This window comes from Schaalia sp. JY-X159, assembly GCF_014525425.1.
Taxonomy (GTDB): Bacteria; Actinomycetota; Actinomycetes; order Actinomycetales; family Actinomycetaceae; genus Scrofimicrobium.
This window is the reverse complement of sequence record NZ_JACEXI010000001.1, coordinates 144,269-161,816: the sequence shown is the minus strand read 5'-3', so window position 1 is coordinate 161,816 and position 17,548 is coordinate 144,269. Positions and strand designations below refer to the sequence as shown.

At 62.1% G+C, this 17,548-nt stretch carries 11 protein-coding genes; 2 read left to right on the top strand and 9 right to left on the bottom strand.

Features of this window, described 5'->3' with window-relative positions; translation table 11 throughout:
* Positions 1-371: 371 nt before the first annotated feature.
* The 8 genes from IDL90_RS00695 to IDL90_RS00660 form a co-directional block, all read right to left on the bottom strand.
* A complete protein-coding gene (locus IDL90_RS00695) occupies positions 372-2,939 on the bottom strand; it encodes an AAA family ATPase (RefSeq protein ID WP_187993993.1) in 2,568 nt (855 codons plus the stop codon).
* Positions 2,936-4,876 carry an AAA family ATPase gene (locus IDL90_RS00690; protein WP_187993992.1) on the bottom strand — a complete coding sequence of 647 codons (1,941 nt, stop codon included), beginning with the start codon at positions 4,874-4,876 and terminating at the stop codon, positions 2,936-2,938. The genes IDL90_RS00695 and IDL90_RS00690 overlap by 4 nt, the downstream gene beginning before the upstream one ends.
* Positions 4,877-5,313: 437 nt before the next feature.
* Positions 5,314-6,879 carry an IS1634 family transposase gene (locus IDL90_RS00685; protein ID WP_182141411.1) on the bottom strand — a complete coding sequence of 522 codons (1,566 nt, stop codon included), beginning with the start codon at positions 6,877-6,879 and terminating at the stop codon, positions 5,314-5,316.
* 358 nt (positions 6,880-7,237) lie between these two features.
* A complete protein-coding gene (locus IDL90_RS00680) occupies positions 7,238-8,965 on the bottom strand; it encodes a UvrD-helicase domain-containing protein (RefSeq protein WP_187993991.1) in 1,728 nt (575 codons plus the stop codon).
* A gap of 5 nt (positions 8,966-8,970) precedes the next feature.
* Positions 8,971-10,824 (bottom strand): ATP-dependent endonuclease, encoded by a 1,854-nt coding sequence (locus tag IDL90_RS00675; RefSeq protein WP_187993990.1) that lies wholly within the window; start codon positions 10,822-10,824, stop codon positions 8,971-8,973.
* A complete protein-coding gene (locus IDL90_RS00670) occupies positions 10,821-11,993 on the bottom strand; it encodes an AAA family ATPase (RefSeq protein WP_187993989.1) in 1,173 nt (390 codons plus the stop codon). The genes IDL90_RS00675 and IDL90_RS00670 overlap by 4 nt, the downstream gene beginning before the upstream one ends.
* The gene (locus IDL90_RS00665; protein ID WP_187993988.1) at positions 11,983-12,756 is read right to left on the bottom strand and encodes a DUF6414 family protein; all 774 of its coding nucleotides are present in this window, start codon (positions 12,754-12,756) and stop codon (positions 11,983-11,985) included. The genes IDL90_RS00670 and IDL90_RS00665 overlap by 11 nt, the downstream gene beginning before the upstream one ends.
* Positions 12,756-12,986 (bottom strand): hypothetical protein, encoded by a 231-nt coding sequence (locus IDL90_RS00660; RefSeq protein ID WP_187993987.1) that lies wholly within the window; start codon positions 12,984-12,986, stop codon positions 12,756-12,758. Before IDL90_RS00660 ends, IDL90_RS00665 begins: the two co-directional genes overlap by 1 nt.
* A gap of 60 nt (positions 12,987-13,046) precedes the next feature.
* Here IDL90_RS00660 and IDL90_RS00655 point away from each other — a divergent pair, with 60 nt between their 5' ends.
* The gene (locus IDL90_RS00655) at positions 13,047-13,370 is read left to right on the top strand and encodes a hypothetical protein (RefSeq protein ID WP_187993986.1); all 324 of its coding nucleotides are present in this window, start codon (positions 13,047-13,049) and stop codon (positions 13,368-13,370) included.
* 5 nt (positions 13,371-13,375) lie between these two features.
* On the opposite strand, the gene mobF is transcribed toward IDL90_RS00655, so the two are convergent.
* The gene (gene mobF / locus IDL90_RS00650) at positions 13,376-16,936 is read right to left on the bottom strand and encodes a MobF family relaxase (RefSeq protein WP_262508973.1); all 3,561 of its coding nucleotides are present in this window, start codon (positions 16,934-16,936) and stop codon (positions 13,376-13,378) included.
* Positions 16,937-17,186: 250 nt separating this feature from the next.
* Between mobF and IDL90_RS00645 the strand changes: the two genes are divergently transcribed.
* Positions 17,187-17,546 carry a helix-turn-helix transcriptional regulator gene (locus IDL90_RS00645; RefSeq protein ID WP_187993985.1) on the top strand — a complete coding sequence of 120 codons (360 nt, stop codon included), beginning with the start codon at positions 17,187-17,189 and terminating at the stop codon, positions 17,544-17,546.
* The last annotated feature ends 2 nt before the right edge of the window (positions 17,547-17,548 follow it).

The following is a 17,548-nucleotide window of genomic DNA, read 5'->3' as shown; positions in this document are numbered from 1 at the left end:
AAAAAATCCCGGGCCATCATCGGAACGATGACCCGGGACATCACATAAGTGGACGCGGGCGGACTCAAACCGAACACCTGGCAGAGGTTCGAGCGGCTCGGTTCCGCGTGGCAGCAGGCGAAACTCGGTATCGAGGACGAACCGTACGGTGACGCCGAGGCTGAGCCGGGCGTCGTGGCGAACCCTAAGAGACGAGCTAGAACACCCCTGACGGACAGCCAAGTAGACGCTATTAGAACTGCCCGAGCGAACGGCGAGAGCGTCGTGTCTATCTCCCGTCGGTTCCGTGTGCATCGGATGACGGTGTGGGAGTACACGAAGGGATCACGAAGATCCAGGTAACCGACCTGCACACAAAGATGGCCCAGGTCTCACTTCTTATAACCCTTGATCCGTCTGACCCATTCTTTGAACCGGACCAACTCCGCTTCGAGTTCGTCAGGCTCCGGCGCGATGAAGTTGGTCTCTGGAGCCTGATCGTGACGCGGTGCCCACTCGGATGCCTTGGCGTAGCCAGATTGGTAGTCGTTGTCGTCCTGTTCGGTGATTCCTACGAGCATCTTGAACATGCGTGGCCGCACCTCGTTGGTACCGCGATCCACCAGCTCGTTCACAACGTCGAGGTTGACGGCGCGTTCCCATGCTTGAGACAACCGCCCGCCCCACTCCTGAGCACGCCGCGTGTACTCGTCAGAGTCGAGCTGGCCTCGCTCTTTTTTGAGGCGTGCAATCTCGGCCTCCAGGTCGTTGATCCGCGACGGGATGTCTTTGACGCTCCAGGGATGCTTGTCAGCAGTAAGCCCTGGACGCTCGCCCTGTCGTAGAATTGCGCGCTCAGCGACGTCGACCCCAAGGTCCCGTGCCGCCTTGTTGAGGGCGTTCACGAAAGTTGCCTCGTGCGTGAAAACAATGACTTGTCTGGACTGCGCCAGTTCGGCGAGGCGGCGGGCCACGCGGGAACGGCGGCCGGCGTCGAGCGACGACACAGGGTCGTCGAGTACAACAGCTGACTTCGACTCGTCAAACTCGACTTCGGTGAGGAATCCGGCCAGCCCGAGAGCGGTCTGTTCGCCCTCGCTCAGTACGTCGTCGATATCGGCGTCCAGGATGGCTCCGAGTAGACGGGGCCGGTGCTCAAGCGTGACGTCGCGCCTACCTTTAGTGGGATCGAGTGTGACCCGGCGCAAGTAGAGCTGCTCAGTCTCGCGAGTGAACTGGTCGCGAACGATGCTCGTCACGTAAGCCGTGGTTAGGGCCGTTGCCTTGCGGGTAATCCCAGTAGTGTCAGTAAGTCGGCGAGCCTCTTCAATCTTGGTTCTCGCCTGGAGCCGCACCACTTCTTTGACGAGATTATCTTTGGCCTTCGCAAGTTGCTCTGCCGCTTGGAGATCGGCAACCTCGGCTTTCAGCACTCGGACAGAATCGTTGAAGCTTGTCGAATCGATATCCGCGCTGACGGTGATCAGCGTTTGTCGCCTCTCACCGATGGCGGTGCCCGGAGCCGTTCCAGAGGTTGTCGGACGCTCCTCTCTGGTGCCGTCAATCCACGCAACTATCTCAGTGGCAACCGTTGCCGCTTCGGTCATCCATGTCTGACTCGCTGTGACATCCTCGCCACCAGCCTGCAGCTGGCTCAACGCGGTAGTCACAGCCGCCGGCGCGGACTGGAGACGAGCAATCTCATCACGACGCTGAACGACGCGACGCTCGGCAGCATCCGCATCACGCGAGGTGGTGTCCTTTATGAAGGCATCGAATCGCCTCAATCGGTCTGATCCATCCGGGCTCAGCGGTTGCTGGCATAGAACACACACGGCGTCATCGGTAGTGACCGGAAAGTCATGCTCGTGATATGCCTCGGTCGTCGAATACCGACGTGCCGCATCCCACAGGGCTCGCCACGTCGCCGACCCGACACCAGGCAATGGCTCTGCGTCGAAGTCCTTCGCTGACGCGATCTTTGCCGCTTCTCGGAGGTCAATTGCACTCTTCGCGAGCGCGGCCACATTGTCGAACGACTGGTTCGTTACGGCCTCAGCCAGTTGATCGATATGACTCTTGACTGTCGCCCAATGGGCCGCGAGCTGAGCGAGGCGTGTCTTCTCTGCATTGGGATCGCTTGCTTGCAAGCGCGTGAGTTCCCGCAGTTTGGCAGAGAGCGATAAGTCGTGATGCGGGGACAGCGCCGTGGCCTCGTCGATCTGCTCACGCGTGGTGATAGCACTGAGCTGATCAAGAAACTGCTTTGCCTTCGTGCCTTCCCCAAGGAGCGGAAGTTCCGGACGGAGGGCCGCATTGTCACTCAGGCGCTGCGAGAGAGCTTGCCGCACCTGATCGCACGCGGCCGAGAGCCGATCGAGCAGAGTAAGCGCGGATGGACGATAGCTGATCTCTGAGGCCGCGGTGACATAGGCGTCGCCGCACTCTTCATCATAGAACCGTACCGATGACAGATCGCGGCTGGTCTCCTCTGTGAGCGCCCAGGTCGCAGCCTTAGAGCCAACCACGTACTCGAAGACGGCCTTCTGATCGTGCAAGCTCTTCGCGAAGACATCACCGAGAAGATCACCCTTGACTCGGGCAGTAACGGCCTGCCGAATGAGACGGGCGTAGCCGGACTTCCCACTGGCATTATCGCCGTAGATGATCGTCAGGCCCGTGCTGGCGAAGGTCAACCGCTGGCCCGTGATGAGCGCGTTCACGCCCTCCACGTCGGCAACGGCTGACAGCCGTACCGACTCTCCACTCTCGGAGGTACCAGGGACATCGACAGCGGTGATGGCGGCGACGGAAGGATACGTCCCTGCGATCAGGTGATCGGCGATCTCGTTGACGGCGTCTTCAGACAGATTCTCGTTCCGACAAAAGCGCCCGACGACATCCTTCTGCCAGTCGGTGCGTTCAGCCACCCAGGTTGCCAGATCATTCGCGAGTGTCATGATGTGATCCTCAAAGCGGTGAGCAGCGCAGCATGCGCCTGTTTCAGGGCGACGATTCCCTGCGGACTGAGCGCCACCTCGTCGAGTTCAATGAGGTGGTTCGCGATCTCCTGCTTCGTCGGTGCCCGCCATCCCTGGCTGGCAGCCCAGGCTTCCAGAGTCGTGGACCACGGTGCTGCCGTCGCATCGGGCAGGCTTGGTAGTTCACCTATGGTGACTCCGGCGTTGACGTCGCGGAGAAGCGCGGTAAACGTGCGCAGGTAGAGATCCGAGTCCAGGGTGTTCTCAATGCCGTGCACGTCGAGGGTGACGACCCGGTCATCAGGTATGGCGCGACCGATCGTCTCGGCGAGCCTTTGCCCTGCGCCGTCACCGTCGACGAGGAACGCGACCCTAGCCGCCTGGAAGTCGAGCTCCGGGTAGGAGTCCTTCGGCATCTCTGAGAGGCCGGGTGCCACCTGGTACGGCAGGCTGTCTTGTCCTATGGCGGCGCGCATCAAGGTCGGGAGAAGGATCATGTCGGTGGCACCTTCCGCGATGACCGCGCAGCGTGCTGGTGTAAATGCTGCGGCCGAGGCACCCATCGCGAACATCAGGGAGGTGAACCCGCCGCCCTCTTGTCGCCAGAAGCTGTTTTCTACGTGGCTCGTCTCGTCACTGTCGGGCACGACGGCACGGATACCGACACCAAGATCGGCGGGTAGACAGCCCGGCGAGTGGGTGGTGTAGATGATCTTGTCGGCTTTGTCCTGCTTGGCGAACATCTGCACGAGATCGGCCTGCGCGTCGATATGAAGGTGGGTTTCAGCCTCATCGATCAGGAGGATCGTCGCGCGTCCGCTGTTTCGTGCAGCGAGGAAGGAGTTCAAAGCGACGGACATCCGCAACCCAGCGCTTCGTTCGTCGAACACTGATGCGTGTACGCCATCTTCGACGATGCCGATTCGGAGAAGCTTGTTCTCCACGTTGAGTTCGACCTTTAGGTCGGACTGCTGCCATGCGTTCTTGAAGTAGTTGGCGAGTGCGATGTTCGCCTTGTTCTTGATTGTGTCTCGTCGGGATACCTGGCCGGTCTGCACGGCCTGGGTTAGAGCATTCAGGTCGAGGCCGGCCAACCGCGCCAGGTTCGCAAGGGCTGTTGGCACGTCGCCAAGCAGGGCGTCATCAAGGGTGTAGGTAGAAGCCAGCGTGCGATCGGCCTCAGTGAACATGACTACGTCGGGGGTGAGATTCCAGAGTGCCTTCCTGGTCCTCTCCGTCGGGTCCTCACGATCAACCCACACTCCGAGTGAGAGAAGCATCCGTTGCAGGACATCGGTTTCGGCGAATGCACTCAGCGCCTCGACGTCTTTGTCAGCGCGCTCGCGCAATGCATCGATCGGTTCTCGCTCGCCGACCGGGGCAGCGAGGTAGGTATCGAAATCTTGTCGAACCAGGCGAAGTTCATCGAGCAACGGCGAACCATCCGGGGGCTCTGGCACTTCGTCTTCCTCGGCCGTTTCGATAGGAAGCGGTTCTAAGACGCTGATCGCTGAGAGAGATTCACCCAGGTCGACTGCCAGTTGCTTCAGCGGCGCCTCGGACTTACGAGGTGCGGGCTTGACCGTGAAGTTGGGGCCATCACCGTCGGCACGGCGGCTGACGAAGAACTCGATTGGAGTGTCCTCAAGTTCAAGGTCCTCCAGCTCCTTACGGTCCTCGTCGCTGACGCGGTAGCGCAAGCTGACGACCGGAGTGGAGTCGGCGATACCCGTCGATGCGCGCGACCGCTGTGCCGGAGCGAGAGCGTCGGAGGCATCCACATAGGCAAGTGCCTTGAGGAGTGTCGTCTTACCTGCCTCATTTGGACCAACGATCGCGACGAGCTTCTGGTCTAGCTTGATCGTGGTGTCAAGGAGTCGACCGGCACCGCGGACTCGTGCAGAGATAAGCCTCATGCAGCGTCCTCCGATCCGTTGCGCTGGTGAGTCGCACCTTCTCGATCGGCGGCTTCGACGCTCAGCTGTCCTAGCCTCGATGGGTGGCCCCAGAGCATCGGCTCTGAAATCTCGTGGCTCAGTAACAAACTCTACCGGTTAGGTCCGGCTCGACGATGCATCTCTACACACTCGGTGCTGTCGTTACCGTCCGCACGGGCGTCGCTGACAAGTCCTCCACACCGTAGGACGCTCGACTGGCCGACAGTCACAGTCGCCGAGTCTGATCGACTTGCCGCGTGTCCCTGCGCAGCGGGGTGCCATCTGCGCTATGCAACCTGCGCCACCCCCCTCAGCTACTCAAAGACGTTGACAAGTCCGGCTTGCGGGCCTATCCAGCGTGGACGTCGTCTCGGCTAGTCAGAGCGTCTTCAGTGTGTGACCTGACTTGGACCTCTTTAGTGTCCCTTCCTGTTTCCGAGGTTGTTGAGTAGTTTTTGTGTTTGGGTACTGATTTTGGGGGTGGCGGTGATTTGTTGGCCGCTGATCTGAATGGTGACGTCTCGTAGGGGCCGTAGGGTTTGTACCAGTTTTTTCAAGGTGGTCCCGGTTGCTGCGTAGAGGTAGCGGTTGATGGCTAGGGCAGTGAAGACCACGGTCAAATGGGCTTCAACAGCATCTCGCTCACGGTGGAAGATAGGGCGAGCCTGCAGGTCGGTTTTACTCATGCGGAACGACTGCTCCACATGCCACAACTCGTGGTAAGACCCCACGATCTCTTGGGCGTCCATCACGGTTTTAGGGATGTTAGTGATGTAGCCTTTCCACCCGGCAAGCAGGAGGGCCCGCTCAAAAGTGGCTTGGTCAAAAACACGTTTGGTGCCACTGGTTTTCACAAACCTGGCCGCTTTACCGGGCCTTTCACCGCTGATAATCGTTTCGGCTCGTTCACGCTGCTTCTGGAGAGTGTGACGGTCCCTTACTGCGCGTTTGTGGCGGTGTTGCCACACTGTGCGCCACGACCTGGCGTGGGCCGCATTGTTTGGGTCCCACACTGGCTGGGTGAGAGGAACACTGCCCTCAGGGTCAGCGCGAGGCTTGCCCCGTTTGAGGGTGGTGGTGTCAACGATTTGACCATCGGTAGCGTCACTGCCGTGCCAGTGGAAGTGGCCCGCCAGGTCCTGGGGTGCTTTAGTCATCCGCGATCCCACAATGAACCGCAACCCGGCTTCCTCGATGGCATCCAGATTGGTGGCTGACAGCATTCCTGCGTCTGCTACCACCACCATGTCAACCACGTTATTACGGTCAGCGAAGGCCTTCACGACTGGAAGGATGGTTTGGGTTTCGGGTTTGTTACCAGCAAAACAGTGAATCTCTAAAGGGAAACCCGCCCGATCCACCAGTAAGCCCACCACGATTTGGGGATCAACCCGGCGTTCTTTGGAGAACCCGACCTTGCGGTAGTCATCCTCCTTCTCAGCCTCAAAATACAAGGTGGTCACGTCGTAAAGCAGCAAGGACAGGCCACTCGTAACTGCGGAGTGCTCAAAGCAGGCTGTAGCGATTTGGCCCCGGTAATCACGCTTCCCAGCCCGCGTCAAGGCTCGTTTGAAGGTTGAGTAATGCACTGGGGTGACCCCCAGTTCTTCCAACACGCGGCGACTATCAACCATTGAAGTTGGCTCCACCAAACGGGCCAGGACCAGTTGAAAGAACCCCTCATCTGCGATTACATCAAACCCCAGAGCATCCCAAGCAGTTCGGATAACCTCAACCAACAAGCGTGATGACTGAGACTGCACAACCGCCCCACCACGCACTGTGGGGTCTAACCCTAAATCCAGTTCCGCTTGACCCGGATGCAACCGCTCCCGACCTACCTGCATTAGTGCCGCCAGTTCACCGGGGCTGTGAGCAGACCCCAGATGCTCCAACACCCGCACCCGCCCAGATTCCTTGACCACGATCTGCACCGCGGTCGCTCCCGACGCGGTAGGAACTTTACGCAGTTTAGGGGGCATACCCCATCATAAAACAACACCCCTTAGTGTCCCCAAACCACCAACCAAACCAGCCACGACCAGCACAAACACAAACCAAACACGACAAAAAAGCCCCAGGTGGTCCAAGTCAGGTCGCCGAGTCTGATCGACTTGCCGCGTGTCCCTGCGCAGCGGGGTGCCATCTGCGCTATGCAACCTGCGCCACCCCCCTCAGCTACTCAAAGACGTTGACAAGTCCGGCTTGCGGGCCTATCCAGCGTGGACGTCGTCTCGGCTAGTCAGAGCGTCTTCAGTGTGTGACCGTCCGAACGCGGCCGCGATCTTCGCGGTCGCGTCGATGTTGATTCTGCGTCTGGGTGTCTCGTCTTCCCGCAAGTCATGCCAACACCGACGCGCCCGCTGGGGTCACAAGTGCCGGAGCGCCCTGTGGCCGAATGATGGCCACCTGGTGTCGTGCGCGGGTGATGCCGACGCGCAGCAGACGTCGCGCTGCGGCTCGCTGCACTTCGGTGTCCGTGTCCCGAAAGAAGTTGCCCTGGTACTGCCCCTCGACGAGCAGGACGCCATCGAACTCCTTGCCCTTGGCCTTGTGGATGGTCATGAGAACGCAGCCGCGCGGGTCGCGCTGGTCGGCCTGGAGTCTGCCGACCTCGAGCGCGCGGCGTACGAGGTCGACGGCGCGGCCGTAGCTACCGCGGAGATCCCACGCCGAGGCAAGGCGGCTTCCGATCTCATCAGTTGCGCGGAAGAGTCGGACGAACTTGGCGTTCGCCAAGAGATCCGATAAGTCGTTCCCGGCGCCAAGCAGATCACGCGCGTGTAGCCAGTCCTGTGCCGGGTCGCCCTGAAACGCTAAACCGCTGTCATACGAGGCGGTGAGGGTCTTAGCGCTCTTCAACCGCTGCGCCTCACCCTTACGCGCTCGGTCAGCGGCGTTCCGGTACCGCTCGCTGGTCTGCCGGGCGGCGTTGCTCGCGCTGGCAGCATTCTTCGCATCGAAATAGCCAGCGATGCGATCGAAGGTCTGGCCGAGTGCAGCGTCCTTGGGGTGACTCTGCCACTCCAGAATTGAGGCCACTACCAAGGCGGCCGCTGCGGTGAGGTCCGCGTCCCACAACACGTCGTGCTCGACGGGTCTGAGCGTCTGGCCGTTGAAGCTGTGTTCTTGCCCGAGGATCGTCGATATCTTCCCGACTAGCGCGTTCGTTCGTGCAAGTACGACGACGGACGGATGGGCGATGCCCGCCTTGCGGAGCGAACTGAGCATCCAGATGACGCCGGCGTGGACAGTGCTATCGAATGCGTTCCCCCAGTAGGCGCGCGTGATCACGTCCTCGGTGTCCGGGAGAGGCCGGTTCGTCAGCACTGCGTTGGCGTACTGCAGGATACCGGCGTCAGGGCTTCGGTGGTTCTCGCCGCTGAGGTCGAATTCCGCGGGTTCGAGGTAGTCACGCAAATGGTTGATGCGCTCCGGGTCCACGCGCGCGTCATAGTCGAAGATCCTCTGATCCGGGTCGGCCATGAACACGGTCTTCGACCGTGCGGACAGCGCCTTGACCAGTGCCCATTGTGCGTCGTCGGTGTCTTGGAACTCGTCCAGGATGATCACGGGGTACTTGTTGGCGAGTAGGGCCGCAATTGATGAGCTGCCAGCGACAAGTTGGGCAGCGGCTGCGGCGAACTGCCCGAACACGTAACGGCCTTCATCGCGTGCGATACGTTCGACTTCAGTGCCCCAGTCACCGTCGAAGGCGGCCTTGGCGAGGTTTTCATCGCCGGGATAGACGATGCGCGGAATGCGTCCGGTGAGCAGACGACCATGCGCACATAGGATGTCCATCGCGAAGGCATGGTAGGTGCGCACGACGATCTGCCGACGCTCGTCCGAGCGCAAGATGTCGCGACAGCGGATCTCGACCTGCCGGACGGCCGCCCGGGAGAAGCTGAGGAAGAGGATTTCCTGGCCGGGCTGCAGAATGGGGAGCATAGCTTGCGCTTTCAGGAGCGACAGCGTGGTCTTGCCAGAGCCGGGGCCACCGAGCACCAACACGGGGCAGTCGCGATCCAGGGCTCCCTGGGCGGTCTCGGACAGCTGCACCTCCATGGCGCCTACTCTTCGGGCTCTGCGGAGCCGGTCGCTGGTTGAGCGTCGTCAAGAATTAGTTCAGGCTCGTCCTGGAGCTGTTCGTTGATAGTGAGAAGCGCGTCGCGGATGAAGGCGGGCAGTTCATCCTCGGTCTGACACTGCTCGATGAGTGTCCCGGTGTACCCGAAGCCGAACGCGTCGCCTTTGCGGGCCTTCAATACCTTCATTGCCAATACGGCCAGATCGTCGTCAGCAACGTTCTCGGCCACGTACGGATGGCTCGTCGGATAGTCGTCGCGCTGCACGACTTCGTCGAGGAAGCTCCGTAACACACGCGTCGAAACCTGCTTCACGAGGATCTGCTCGATGCCCGTCTCCGGTGACTCCCAGAACTCGTCGAACGAACTGGCGTTCTCCGCTGCGTCCGCTGCATCGGGGGCGTTCAGCTTGTCACGCATGCCATAGACCCGCTTGCCGAGAGCCTTGAAGATCGGAGCGTACCGCGGCACCTCGCGGTCGTTTCCCGCGTTGAAGAGAGTGACGCCAGTGAGATCAACGTGCGAGTAATCGCCCCGGAACTGCTCGAGCGCCGATGAGACGGAGTGCACGGCCACCATCTCCGTTTGCCCCTCAAGAACGAGGACGGCGCGGCTCAGGATCGCCTCAGCAAACTGGCGGCGCTGCGTGCGGTACGTCTTCGGCTTCACGCTTGTAGTGTCGATCGGCGCACCGGAGAAGGTATCCCCGTCACGCGAGAGGATCACCACGTTCTCTGGGTCGAACTGCTCGATGACATAGGGCGAATGGGAGGTGACGATCGACTGTCCCATCTGCTGTACTACGTACTTCGTCACGCGCCGTTGGGTGTGGGGAGGAAGCGCGATCTCCGGCTCCTCCATCACGAAGATGACCGAGTGGTCTTGCTTCAGGTCCGCGATTATCGTCAGCAGCGCGAACACCAGCAGATTGATCGAGCCGGTGCCCTGTTTGGCGAACGGCACCGAATGGTTGCTCGGTTGCGTCGCGACGAAAAGCCGGACAACCTCGCGTAGGTGCTCGCGTGTCAGGTCTGAGGCGAAGAACGCCGCGGAGTCCTCGCCTGGAGCAAGGTTGACGAACTTGCCGAGACGTGTGCGGATGTCTTCGCGTATCACCTTGAGCTGTTCGATCTCTCCGATTGCCGGATCGAGGTCTTGCAGCGCGCCAAGTGCGTCCTGCCACATCTCCGCTGCGCCCTCGCCGCCGAGCCGAAGTATCGTGTCGAGTAGCGAACCGCGTTGCAGGCTGAGAGCGCGAGATCCGGTGCGCAGCGCTCGCAGAAAGATGAAGCCGCAGAGTCGTTTGTGCGCACGACTGAACCGCGCACGGCCCGATCCCAGTGATGCGCGCTCGTCTTCGTCGAGCTCATCAAGCTCGGGTAACGGGTGGTCGAAGAACGTGTCTCCGATGAAGTCGTCTTCTTCGCGGTCATAGCGTCCTACAAAGATGACAGGGAGCGCCCAGACAGTTCCATCGTCATCAGCGGATTGGAGACTGTCCGGTTCCTCGTCAATGAACGAGAGCTTCTCGTCATTCCAGCGCCGGACGTGCTGGAAAAACCGGCGCAACTGCTCCTCCGAGAGGTCGGTGAGCACGGCGCGAACGCGAATCTCGCGTGGGTCGCCCTCGTCGCCAAGGTAGGCGCCGTGGGAGAAGTCATGCTCATCGATGACCGGACGACGGTAGAGGCGCTCCGGTCCCAAGACCAGCTCGAGTGCCTCGCATACCGTGGACTTTCCGATGTTGTTTCCGCCGACGAGCAGGGTGTGCTGCTGGAAGACTATGCGTCCCTCTGTGATGCCGCGGAAGTTCTCGATCTCGAGCTGTCTGACTCTCATACCGCAGTCTCCTCGCTTTCGGGGGACGTAAGCTCGGTGGGATCAGTCGCTTCATCTAGCACCGCACGGACCAGCAGCAGCGAGATCACCTCGTCGACCAGCTTTCCGAGCTTGCGGACGTTGCCGGTGCCGCTGGCATGAGCGTAGAGCAAAGACTTGATCTCGTCGCTGTCGAGGGCCGCCCGCTCATCGGTCGAAAGAGCTTCGAACCGACCATCTACCAGCCGATCGGTAACCTGCCTGATTTCGTCGGGAGACAGAGGCTCGAACGGGATCAACGCATCGAAGCGCGAGTAGAGAGCGTCCCCTAGCGCTTGGCGGATCTCGTCTTCTGAGCCGTAGTTCGATGTACAGATGATCAACGCCGGACCAAGCTGCACCCGGTAGTTCTTATCTTCGAAGAAGCCTTGGTCAAAAACCTCGTAGAAGGCGCTGTGGAAAACGGAGTTTGCCTTGTCGAACTCGTCGATCAGGATCACGCCCGAGGAGCGGTCGAGCAGATCCCGCGCAAATGAGCTTTCGGAGTGTGTGCCGCCAAAGACATAGGAGGCGAATTTGTCACTATGGAACATCGAGAACTGCTTACGAAGCAGCTTGCCACCAAGAAGCCCATTGATGAACTGGGCAGTCTCTGTCTTGCCGACGCCGGACGGGCCGTAGAACATCAGGACAACTGGCTTGCTGCGCCGATCCGTAGTGAGGGGGTAGAGGGCGGCCAGCATCCGTTCTCGGACTGCTCGCTGTCCAACGAGATGATCTGCGAAGCCATCGCGGAACTTAACCAGGGTGTCGCGCGTGACGACTGGATAGGCGAAGGACTCAACCTTCGTCTTGAACACTCTGTCCAGCTGCGTATGGATGAGCTCGGGTGGGTTGTGTAGGAGCAGGTGCTTTGGGTTGATCTCTCGCACGAGACCAACGAAGTTCGTGATGGCGTGCTCATGGACACTCGCGTAGTCACCGGACATCGCGATCAGGCGGTCTGGCCGCGGCGCGGGCGCCTCCTCCTCGGTGCTCTCTTGCCCATCGACGGTGTGCCGGATGCGGCGTCTGGCTTCGTCGCGTTCGTTGACGGCGTCGAGCAAGTACCGTCGAGACCCCTTGCCGAGTTGCTTCTCGAACCATGAAAGAGGGCCGTAGTAGACCCTGACCTTCGTGTCACTCCCCATACTCGACTCCCGCAAGGATGACGTCGTAGACGTCCAGAAGCGTGCTTGGCTCCTTTGAGGCGCCGTCGACGACGTCCAAACCCGTCACCGGTGCGGGCTCGGCACCGGGAGCCATCTCCGCCTGCATAGTCAGGCTGGACTCCGAGGCCTTGCCGACACGGATGCCGTGAAATACAAGACGCATGCGGCCGAGATCAACCAGTCCATAATTGTTTCGGAACGCCTGAATGTTGAAACGCAAGATTAGCTTCGTGCCGTCCGCACTCTGCGCGAGTAACTCGTAATACCCCTTCGCCGACGTCAGCGCGCTATCCAGTTCAGCAAGATTGACAGGTAGCTCATCGATCTTGAGCATCGCCAAGTACGGCGTGTACATCTTCATGTATGCCGCTGAGTCGCTACGAGCAGTAACCGTCAGGCCTTCAAGCCGTTCGATGCCCTTCAGCTCACCAAGCTTGCTGAGGTAGTCGGTCAGGATGGTGTTCGAGAGCGTCTTGTTGAGGATGCTGCGTCCGACCGCCGACGCACTCGCAGCAGCACCAGCCTCGGCAGATCCACCGAAGAAGGGCAGCCAGTTGAACTTTGCGGCGGCTTTCGCACGTGCCTCCGCCTCCACCTCAGCTGCCCGTTCCTTGGTCAACTCCTTCGAAGAAGTCTCTTTGCCCCCTGCCACGATATCCAGCATGTCCGAGGCCGACTCCTCATCGAAGTAGACGATCTTGATCAGAGGCGGATTCGCCTGGTCTTTATTTGCGCCAACCATCAGTCTTCACCTCCGGTTCCGCCGATCGGCAGCCTGTGTTTGGCGGTCGTGTGGTTGTAGCTGACCGCCCCGATCGGTACGGCATCCAAATGCTGCTCGGCGAAGCGGATACGTGTCGCCCGGCCCCAATCCAGGTTGTCGAGGATCAGCTCCAACAGGGCATCGAACCCGACGAGCCCCAACGTGCTTGGGTAGCCCCAGAGCCGGATCTGCGGAGATGCCGCCGCCATCGTCTGCCTCGCTCTCTGGCGATGGCTCGGCTGCGCGAACTCGCCTGGTGTCAAAGATTCATGTCACTCACTAGTATCTCGAAAGGTTGCCTCAAACGGGCGACGACACGACCGCGCCCCGCGCACGAGTCGGCTGTCACGGCTACATTTGGCTCGGGGCAGGGCCCAACAGACTTCGCCCAGTTCGATTATCAGACGGTGGCGGATGCCGCCTGCGACTGTCGGCATCCCGCCGGGCAGGATCTGGACGCCGCTTTGAGCTACGGCGAGCACCCGAGTGGTGCCGATGACGCACAGGATGCTGTGTTGACCGGCGTAGACGACCAGTTCGTTGGCGGTGATGCGGACGCGCTCCCTCATGCTTCTTCGCGCCCGTTCGCCTGAGTCGTTCACAGACGGTGCCCGTGATCGATTCGTGGCGAGCGCCTGTACGGCCCAGCATCGATGTGCTGGGCGATTGCCTGGGCGCGGCGGAGAGCGGCCGTGGCCGCACGGTATTCGGCTCCTTCGTCGGCGGTCGTGATGGCCTTGGTAACGCCCAGCGGTGACGGGCCGGTGATTTCGTAGCGGTATCGGTACAGCGCGACGGTGGCGGCGTGTGCCTCCCACCGCTCTAGCGCCTCGGGTCGTGACCTCGACTGCCCGAGCCTCGTCACCCATGTGGCTCCCGCTGCTTGCGCGTCGCGTACGATTCCGCGTGCAGCGGTCTCGATGAGTGCCTGCCTCTCAGCGAGCGCGGCTCGCATGTCGTCTGCGATCGGCTCGGCAGGCGTCGGGATGAGTCCGGCTACCCGCGCCCTGGTTCGTTTGCCGGGCGGGAGTTGCTGGGTGGCTTGGTCGAGCATGTTGGCGAGCTGCGCGGCGGGATCTGCTTGGTCTTCACCTGGCGTGAGCCGGGGCGCGAGGGCAGCGAGGGCGGCTGCTGAAAAATGTCCGGCGGCTTCGTGACGTGCGAGGGCTGTTTCGAGGCGTTCGTAGTAGGGACTGGTGAACACGTCGTCGGACACGTTCTCGGGGAACGGTGCGACATCGAGGAGCGCGGCCCATCGCTCGGTCTGTGTTTCGCGGGCGAGCACGTCGTACTCGGCCAGCAGCGTGGACAGCGAAGCGTGACGGTCTACCTCGAGCGTCAGGGTTTCGGTGGCGGAGAGTTCGGCGTCGGATCGAGCGAGCACCTTGGCCAGCCGGTCTGTCAGGGTCAGCGGCTCGGGCTGGTCGATATGTGGCTCTACCTCGTGCGGGTCGGGCACGATCACGTAGGCGTGGTTGCGGTGCTTGCCGCGCGTCATCGCCACGTAGAACAACTCCCGCGACGAGGTTTCGGGGTCAACGAGCGCGTGCGCGGTATCGACGCTGGCTCCTTGGGCGCGGTGAACCGTGGAGGCGTAGCCGAGTTCGAGTTCCTCACGTACGTACTTCGCAGGCAACACGAGAGCTTTGCCGCGAGGCTGGTCGCCGCGCCCCAACCGGTACACGGCGAGCGAGCCGTCGTCGTAGCGGCGGGTGACTTGCCAACGGTCGCCGTTCTTGACCCACGTCCTACCGGTGGACAGGCGGCGGTCGTTGAGCCGAGTAACGACGAGATCGCCGACACCTGCAGTGGTGCCGTCGTGCAGACGCAGGCCGTCTGCCTCAACCTGCCCAGCTTCGATCAGATCGGCGCGGGCGCGTTCGTTGAGTTGGGCGACCATCTCGCCGGTGCCCGCGATCATCAGCGTGCGCAGGCCCTCGTCGCGGTCGCTGCGCCACGCCTCGTAGATCGCATCGAGCATTGCATCGGCGTCACCGTCGAGCAGCCTGCCGCGCTCCTGGTACTCGTCGAGCGCGTCCGTGCGTCCGTGTCGCAGGCCGAGGCTGGCGGTCTTCTCCCACTCGTTGGCGAAGCGGCGCACATCGGTGAGTTCGGGAATCTGATCGCGGTGGCGGACGATCATCCCGAACGCCCCGCCCGTCTCGACCGCCGAGAGTTGCGCCCAATCGCCGATGAGTACGACCTTGGCTCCGACTTCGGCGGCGTGCTCGGTGATCCGATCGAGTGCGAGGGTTCCGGCGAGGGAGGACTCGTCCACGAGCACGAGCTGCCCGGCTTGGAGGTTCCAGCGTCCGTGGTGATGTTCGTAGAGGAACTTCGCGGTGTTCTCCGCCCGGACGCCGAGCGAGTCGCCGAGCACTTCTGCGGCGGCCGCCGACGGTGCGAGACCGACCACCGAGTCACGCCCGTGCGCGGCTGTCCATGCGCGATGGAGCGCGCGGAGCGCGGTGGTCTTGCCGGAACCGGCGGGGCCGACGAGTAGATCGAGGGTCAGCCCGGAACGTGCGATGCGGGTGATTGCGACGGCCTGGTCGGGGTCGAGCCGTACGCCTCTGATCTTGCGTGAGGTGTGGCGCGCGACGAGCCGTGCCGTCAGTGCTGGCCCGCCGGTGCATTGGCTGTGCGCGAGTAGGCGCTGCTCGGCGTCGAGGATGTCTTGGCTGGAGTAGACGATCTGATCGACCGGCTGGAACCGGTTGCCCTCGCCCTCGATGTAGTGGGCGGGCACGGCGCGGTCGTAGTCCGGGGTGAGCCGGAGCGATTCGGCTTCGGCGTGCGCGACGATCTGATCGAGCACGCGGATTCGGTCGTCGGTGGTTGCGAACCGGACGCCCATGATCTGCCGCATCGCCTCAGCGTGCAGGTTCCATCGTCCCCAGGTTGCACGCCGGTTCGCCACCTCCATCAGCACCACGGAGGCGAGATCCTCCATCTGCTCCAGCCCGAGATCGTCCGCGCGTAGCCGGGCTTCGGGCGCACCCCGGTCGAGCAGGTGTTGCGCCCAAGTCGGTGCGTCCTCACCGAGTACTACCTCGGCTCGCGCACGCCAGTCGGCAGTGAGGTCGGCCAGCGAGTGCAGTTCTTTCTCGGGCCTGGACTCCAAGGTCGCCTGCTGGCGGAGCTTCGCAATCGTTGCCGCCGAGGGTTGCCGCCCATGCTCGGTGACGTACTGCTCGATCAGCCGGTTCTTGACCTGCTCGATGCCCTCCGCGCCGTCGCTGCCTCCGGTCGTGCGACGCGAGAACTCCGCGATCAACGCGGCCGGTACACCCTCAATCTCCCACCCGGTATTACGGTCTTTGCCCCGGTCGACGGGCACCCACGTCACGCCGAGCAGCCGCGCAGTGTGGTCGGAGACAAAGGCGTTGTACGATTCCGAAAGCGCGACAGCCGCCTTGTGCAGGCGCCGCGAGTCGAGCGTGCGCCAGCGCCCGTCCTCACCCTGCACCTTGTTCGACACCACGACGTGCGTATGTAGTTGCGGGTCGGAGGCTCGGGAGTCGTAGTGGTCGAACGCCGTGGCGATCACGCCCGCGATCGGCATCTGCGCGATACCGCCCGCGCCGACGCGGGTGGCGGCGACCCGCTCTTCCAGCAACGCGATCGTGTCGCGCATCGCGGCGTGATGCGCCCGCGCAATCAGCGCTTGCGTGCCCGCATCAGCGACGCCCCAGATCGCGCTGACCGACTTGGGCGGTGAGAAGGTCAAGTCGAACCCTGCAACGGCAGTGCGCGGCTTCTTCGCAACCTCTTCCTCACGGATGCGCTGCACCGCCTCTGCCCGCGTCTCACCTAGCAAGTCGGGGTCGATTCGTGCAACGCGGGCCGCAATCCGCTCGCGTGGGGGTTGCAGCGAGGGGAACCTCTTGCCGAGCTTTTCTCCGGTGACCGGGTGGATGCCGTCACCGAGCAACCGGGCCAGATGCTCCTCGGTCACCGTGTCGCCCTCGGCCAAAGCTGGTATGCGTCCGTCGTCGAGGCTTATCAGGCCAGTGCCGACCCACGTTCCGGGCGGGTTCCCAGACTCGGTGTAATACCGGGTCAGCGAACTGCTCATCTCCCGGTCGCCGTCACCGACAACGACCGATTTCAACAGGTACTCGTACCCCTTGCCGGACGACATGACCCGGATCGTCATCACCACGACAGCCCCTCCCCGAGACCGTCACAGGAAGGGCGATCCCACGGGTCAGGTGCGCGCGCAGCGCGCGGCCCGCACTCTTAGTGCCAGACGTGTGGGGGATGACTTGCTCAAGAGCGCAGGCGTCAATCCAGATGCTGTTGGTAGTTCGCGTTGCTCCGACTGGCACTACTGACAAACTCGCAGACCGGTTCAACGTCTCTTGTTCAACTTGCTGGCAGTACAGTTCCTGCTGTATAGTCACTGCATGCTGACTATTGCTTCTCGCCTCGACGTCATGAACCGGCTCGGCCGAGCCATGGCCGACCCGACGCGTTCCCGCATCCTGATGACCCTGCTCGGCGGCCCGAGCTACCCCGCCGTGCTGTCGCGCGAGCTGGAGCTGACCCGATCGAATGTCTCGAACCACCTGACATGCCTGCGCGACTGCGGCATCGTGGTCGCCGAGCCCGAGGGTCGGCAGACACGCTACGAGATCGCCGACCCGCACCTCGCGGCGGCGATGACGGCCCTGGTCGATGCGACGCTGGCCGTGGACGAGAGCGCGCCGTGCGTGGATTCCTCGTGCACGGTGCCCGGCTGCTGCGGCACAGGAGCGGACGCATGAGC

What these genes read in the sequence shown, in the direction of transcription:
- IDL90_RS00690 (WP_187993992.1), bottom strand. Translation starts at nt 4,876, where the DNA reads ATGAGGCTTATCTCTGCACGAGTCCGCGGTGCCGGTCGACTCCTTGAC.
- IDL90_RS00645 (WP_187993985.1), top strand. Translation starts at nt 17,187, where the DNA reads ATGCTGACTATTGCTTCTCGCCTCGACGTCATGAACCGGCTCGGCCGA.
- IDL90_RS00670 (WP_187993989.1), bottom strand. Translation starts at nt 11,993, where the DNA reads ATGGGGAGTGACACGAAGGTCAGGGTCTACTACGGCCCTCTTTCATGG.
- IDL90_RS00685 (WP_182141411.1), bottom strand. Translation starts at nt 6,879, where the DNA reads ATGCCCCCTAAACTGCGTAAAGTTCCTACCGCGTCGGGAGCGACCGCG.
- mobF (WP_262508973.1), bottom strand. Translation starts at nt 16,936, where the DNA reads ATGACGATCCGGGTCATGTCGTCCGGCAAGGGGTACGAGTACCTGTTG.
- IDL90_RS00655 (WP_187993986.1), top strand. Translation starts at nt 13,047, where the DNA reads ATGTCACTCACTAGTATCTCGAAAGGTTGCCTCAAACGGGCGACGACA.
- IDL90_RS00675 (WP_187993990.1), bottom strand. Translation starts at nt 10,824, where the DNA reads ATGAGAGTCAGACAGCTCGAGATCGAGAACTTCCGCGGCATCACAGAG.
- IDL90_RS00660 (WP_187993987.1), bottom strand. Translation starts at nt 12,986, where the DNA reads ATGGCGGCGGCATCTCCGCAGATCCGGCTCTGGGGCTACCCAAGCACG.
- IDL90_RS00680 (WP_187993991.1), bottom strand. Translation starts at nt 8,965, where the DNA reads ATGGAGGTGCAGCTGTCCGAGACCGCCCAGGGAGCCCTGGATCGCGAC.
- IDL90_RS00695 (WP_187993993.1), bottom strand. Translation starts at nt 2,939, where the DNA reads ATGACACTCGCGAATGATCTGGCAACCTGGGTGGCTGAACGCACCGAC.
- IDL90_RS00665 (WP_187993988.1), bottom strand. Translation starts at nt 12,756, where the DNA reads ATGGTTGGCGCAAATAAAGACCAGGCGAATCCGCCTCTGATCAAGATC.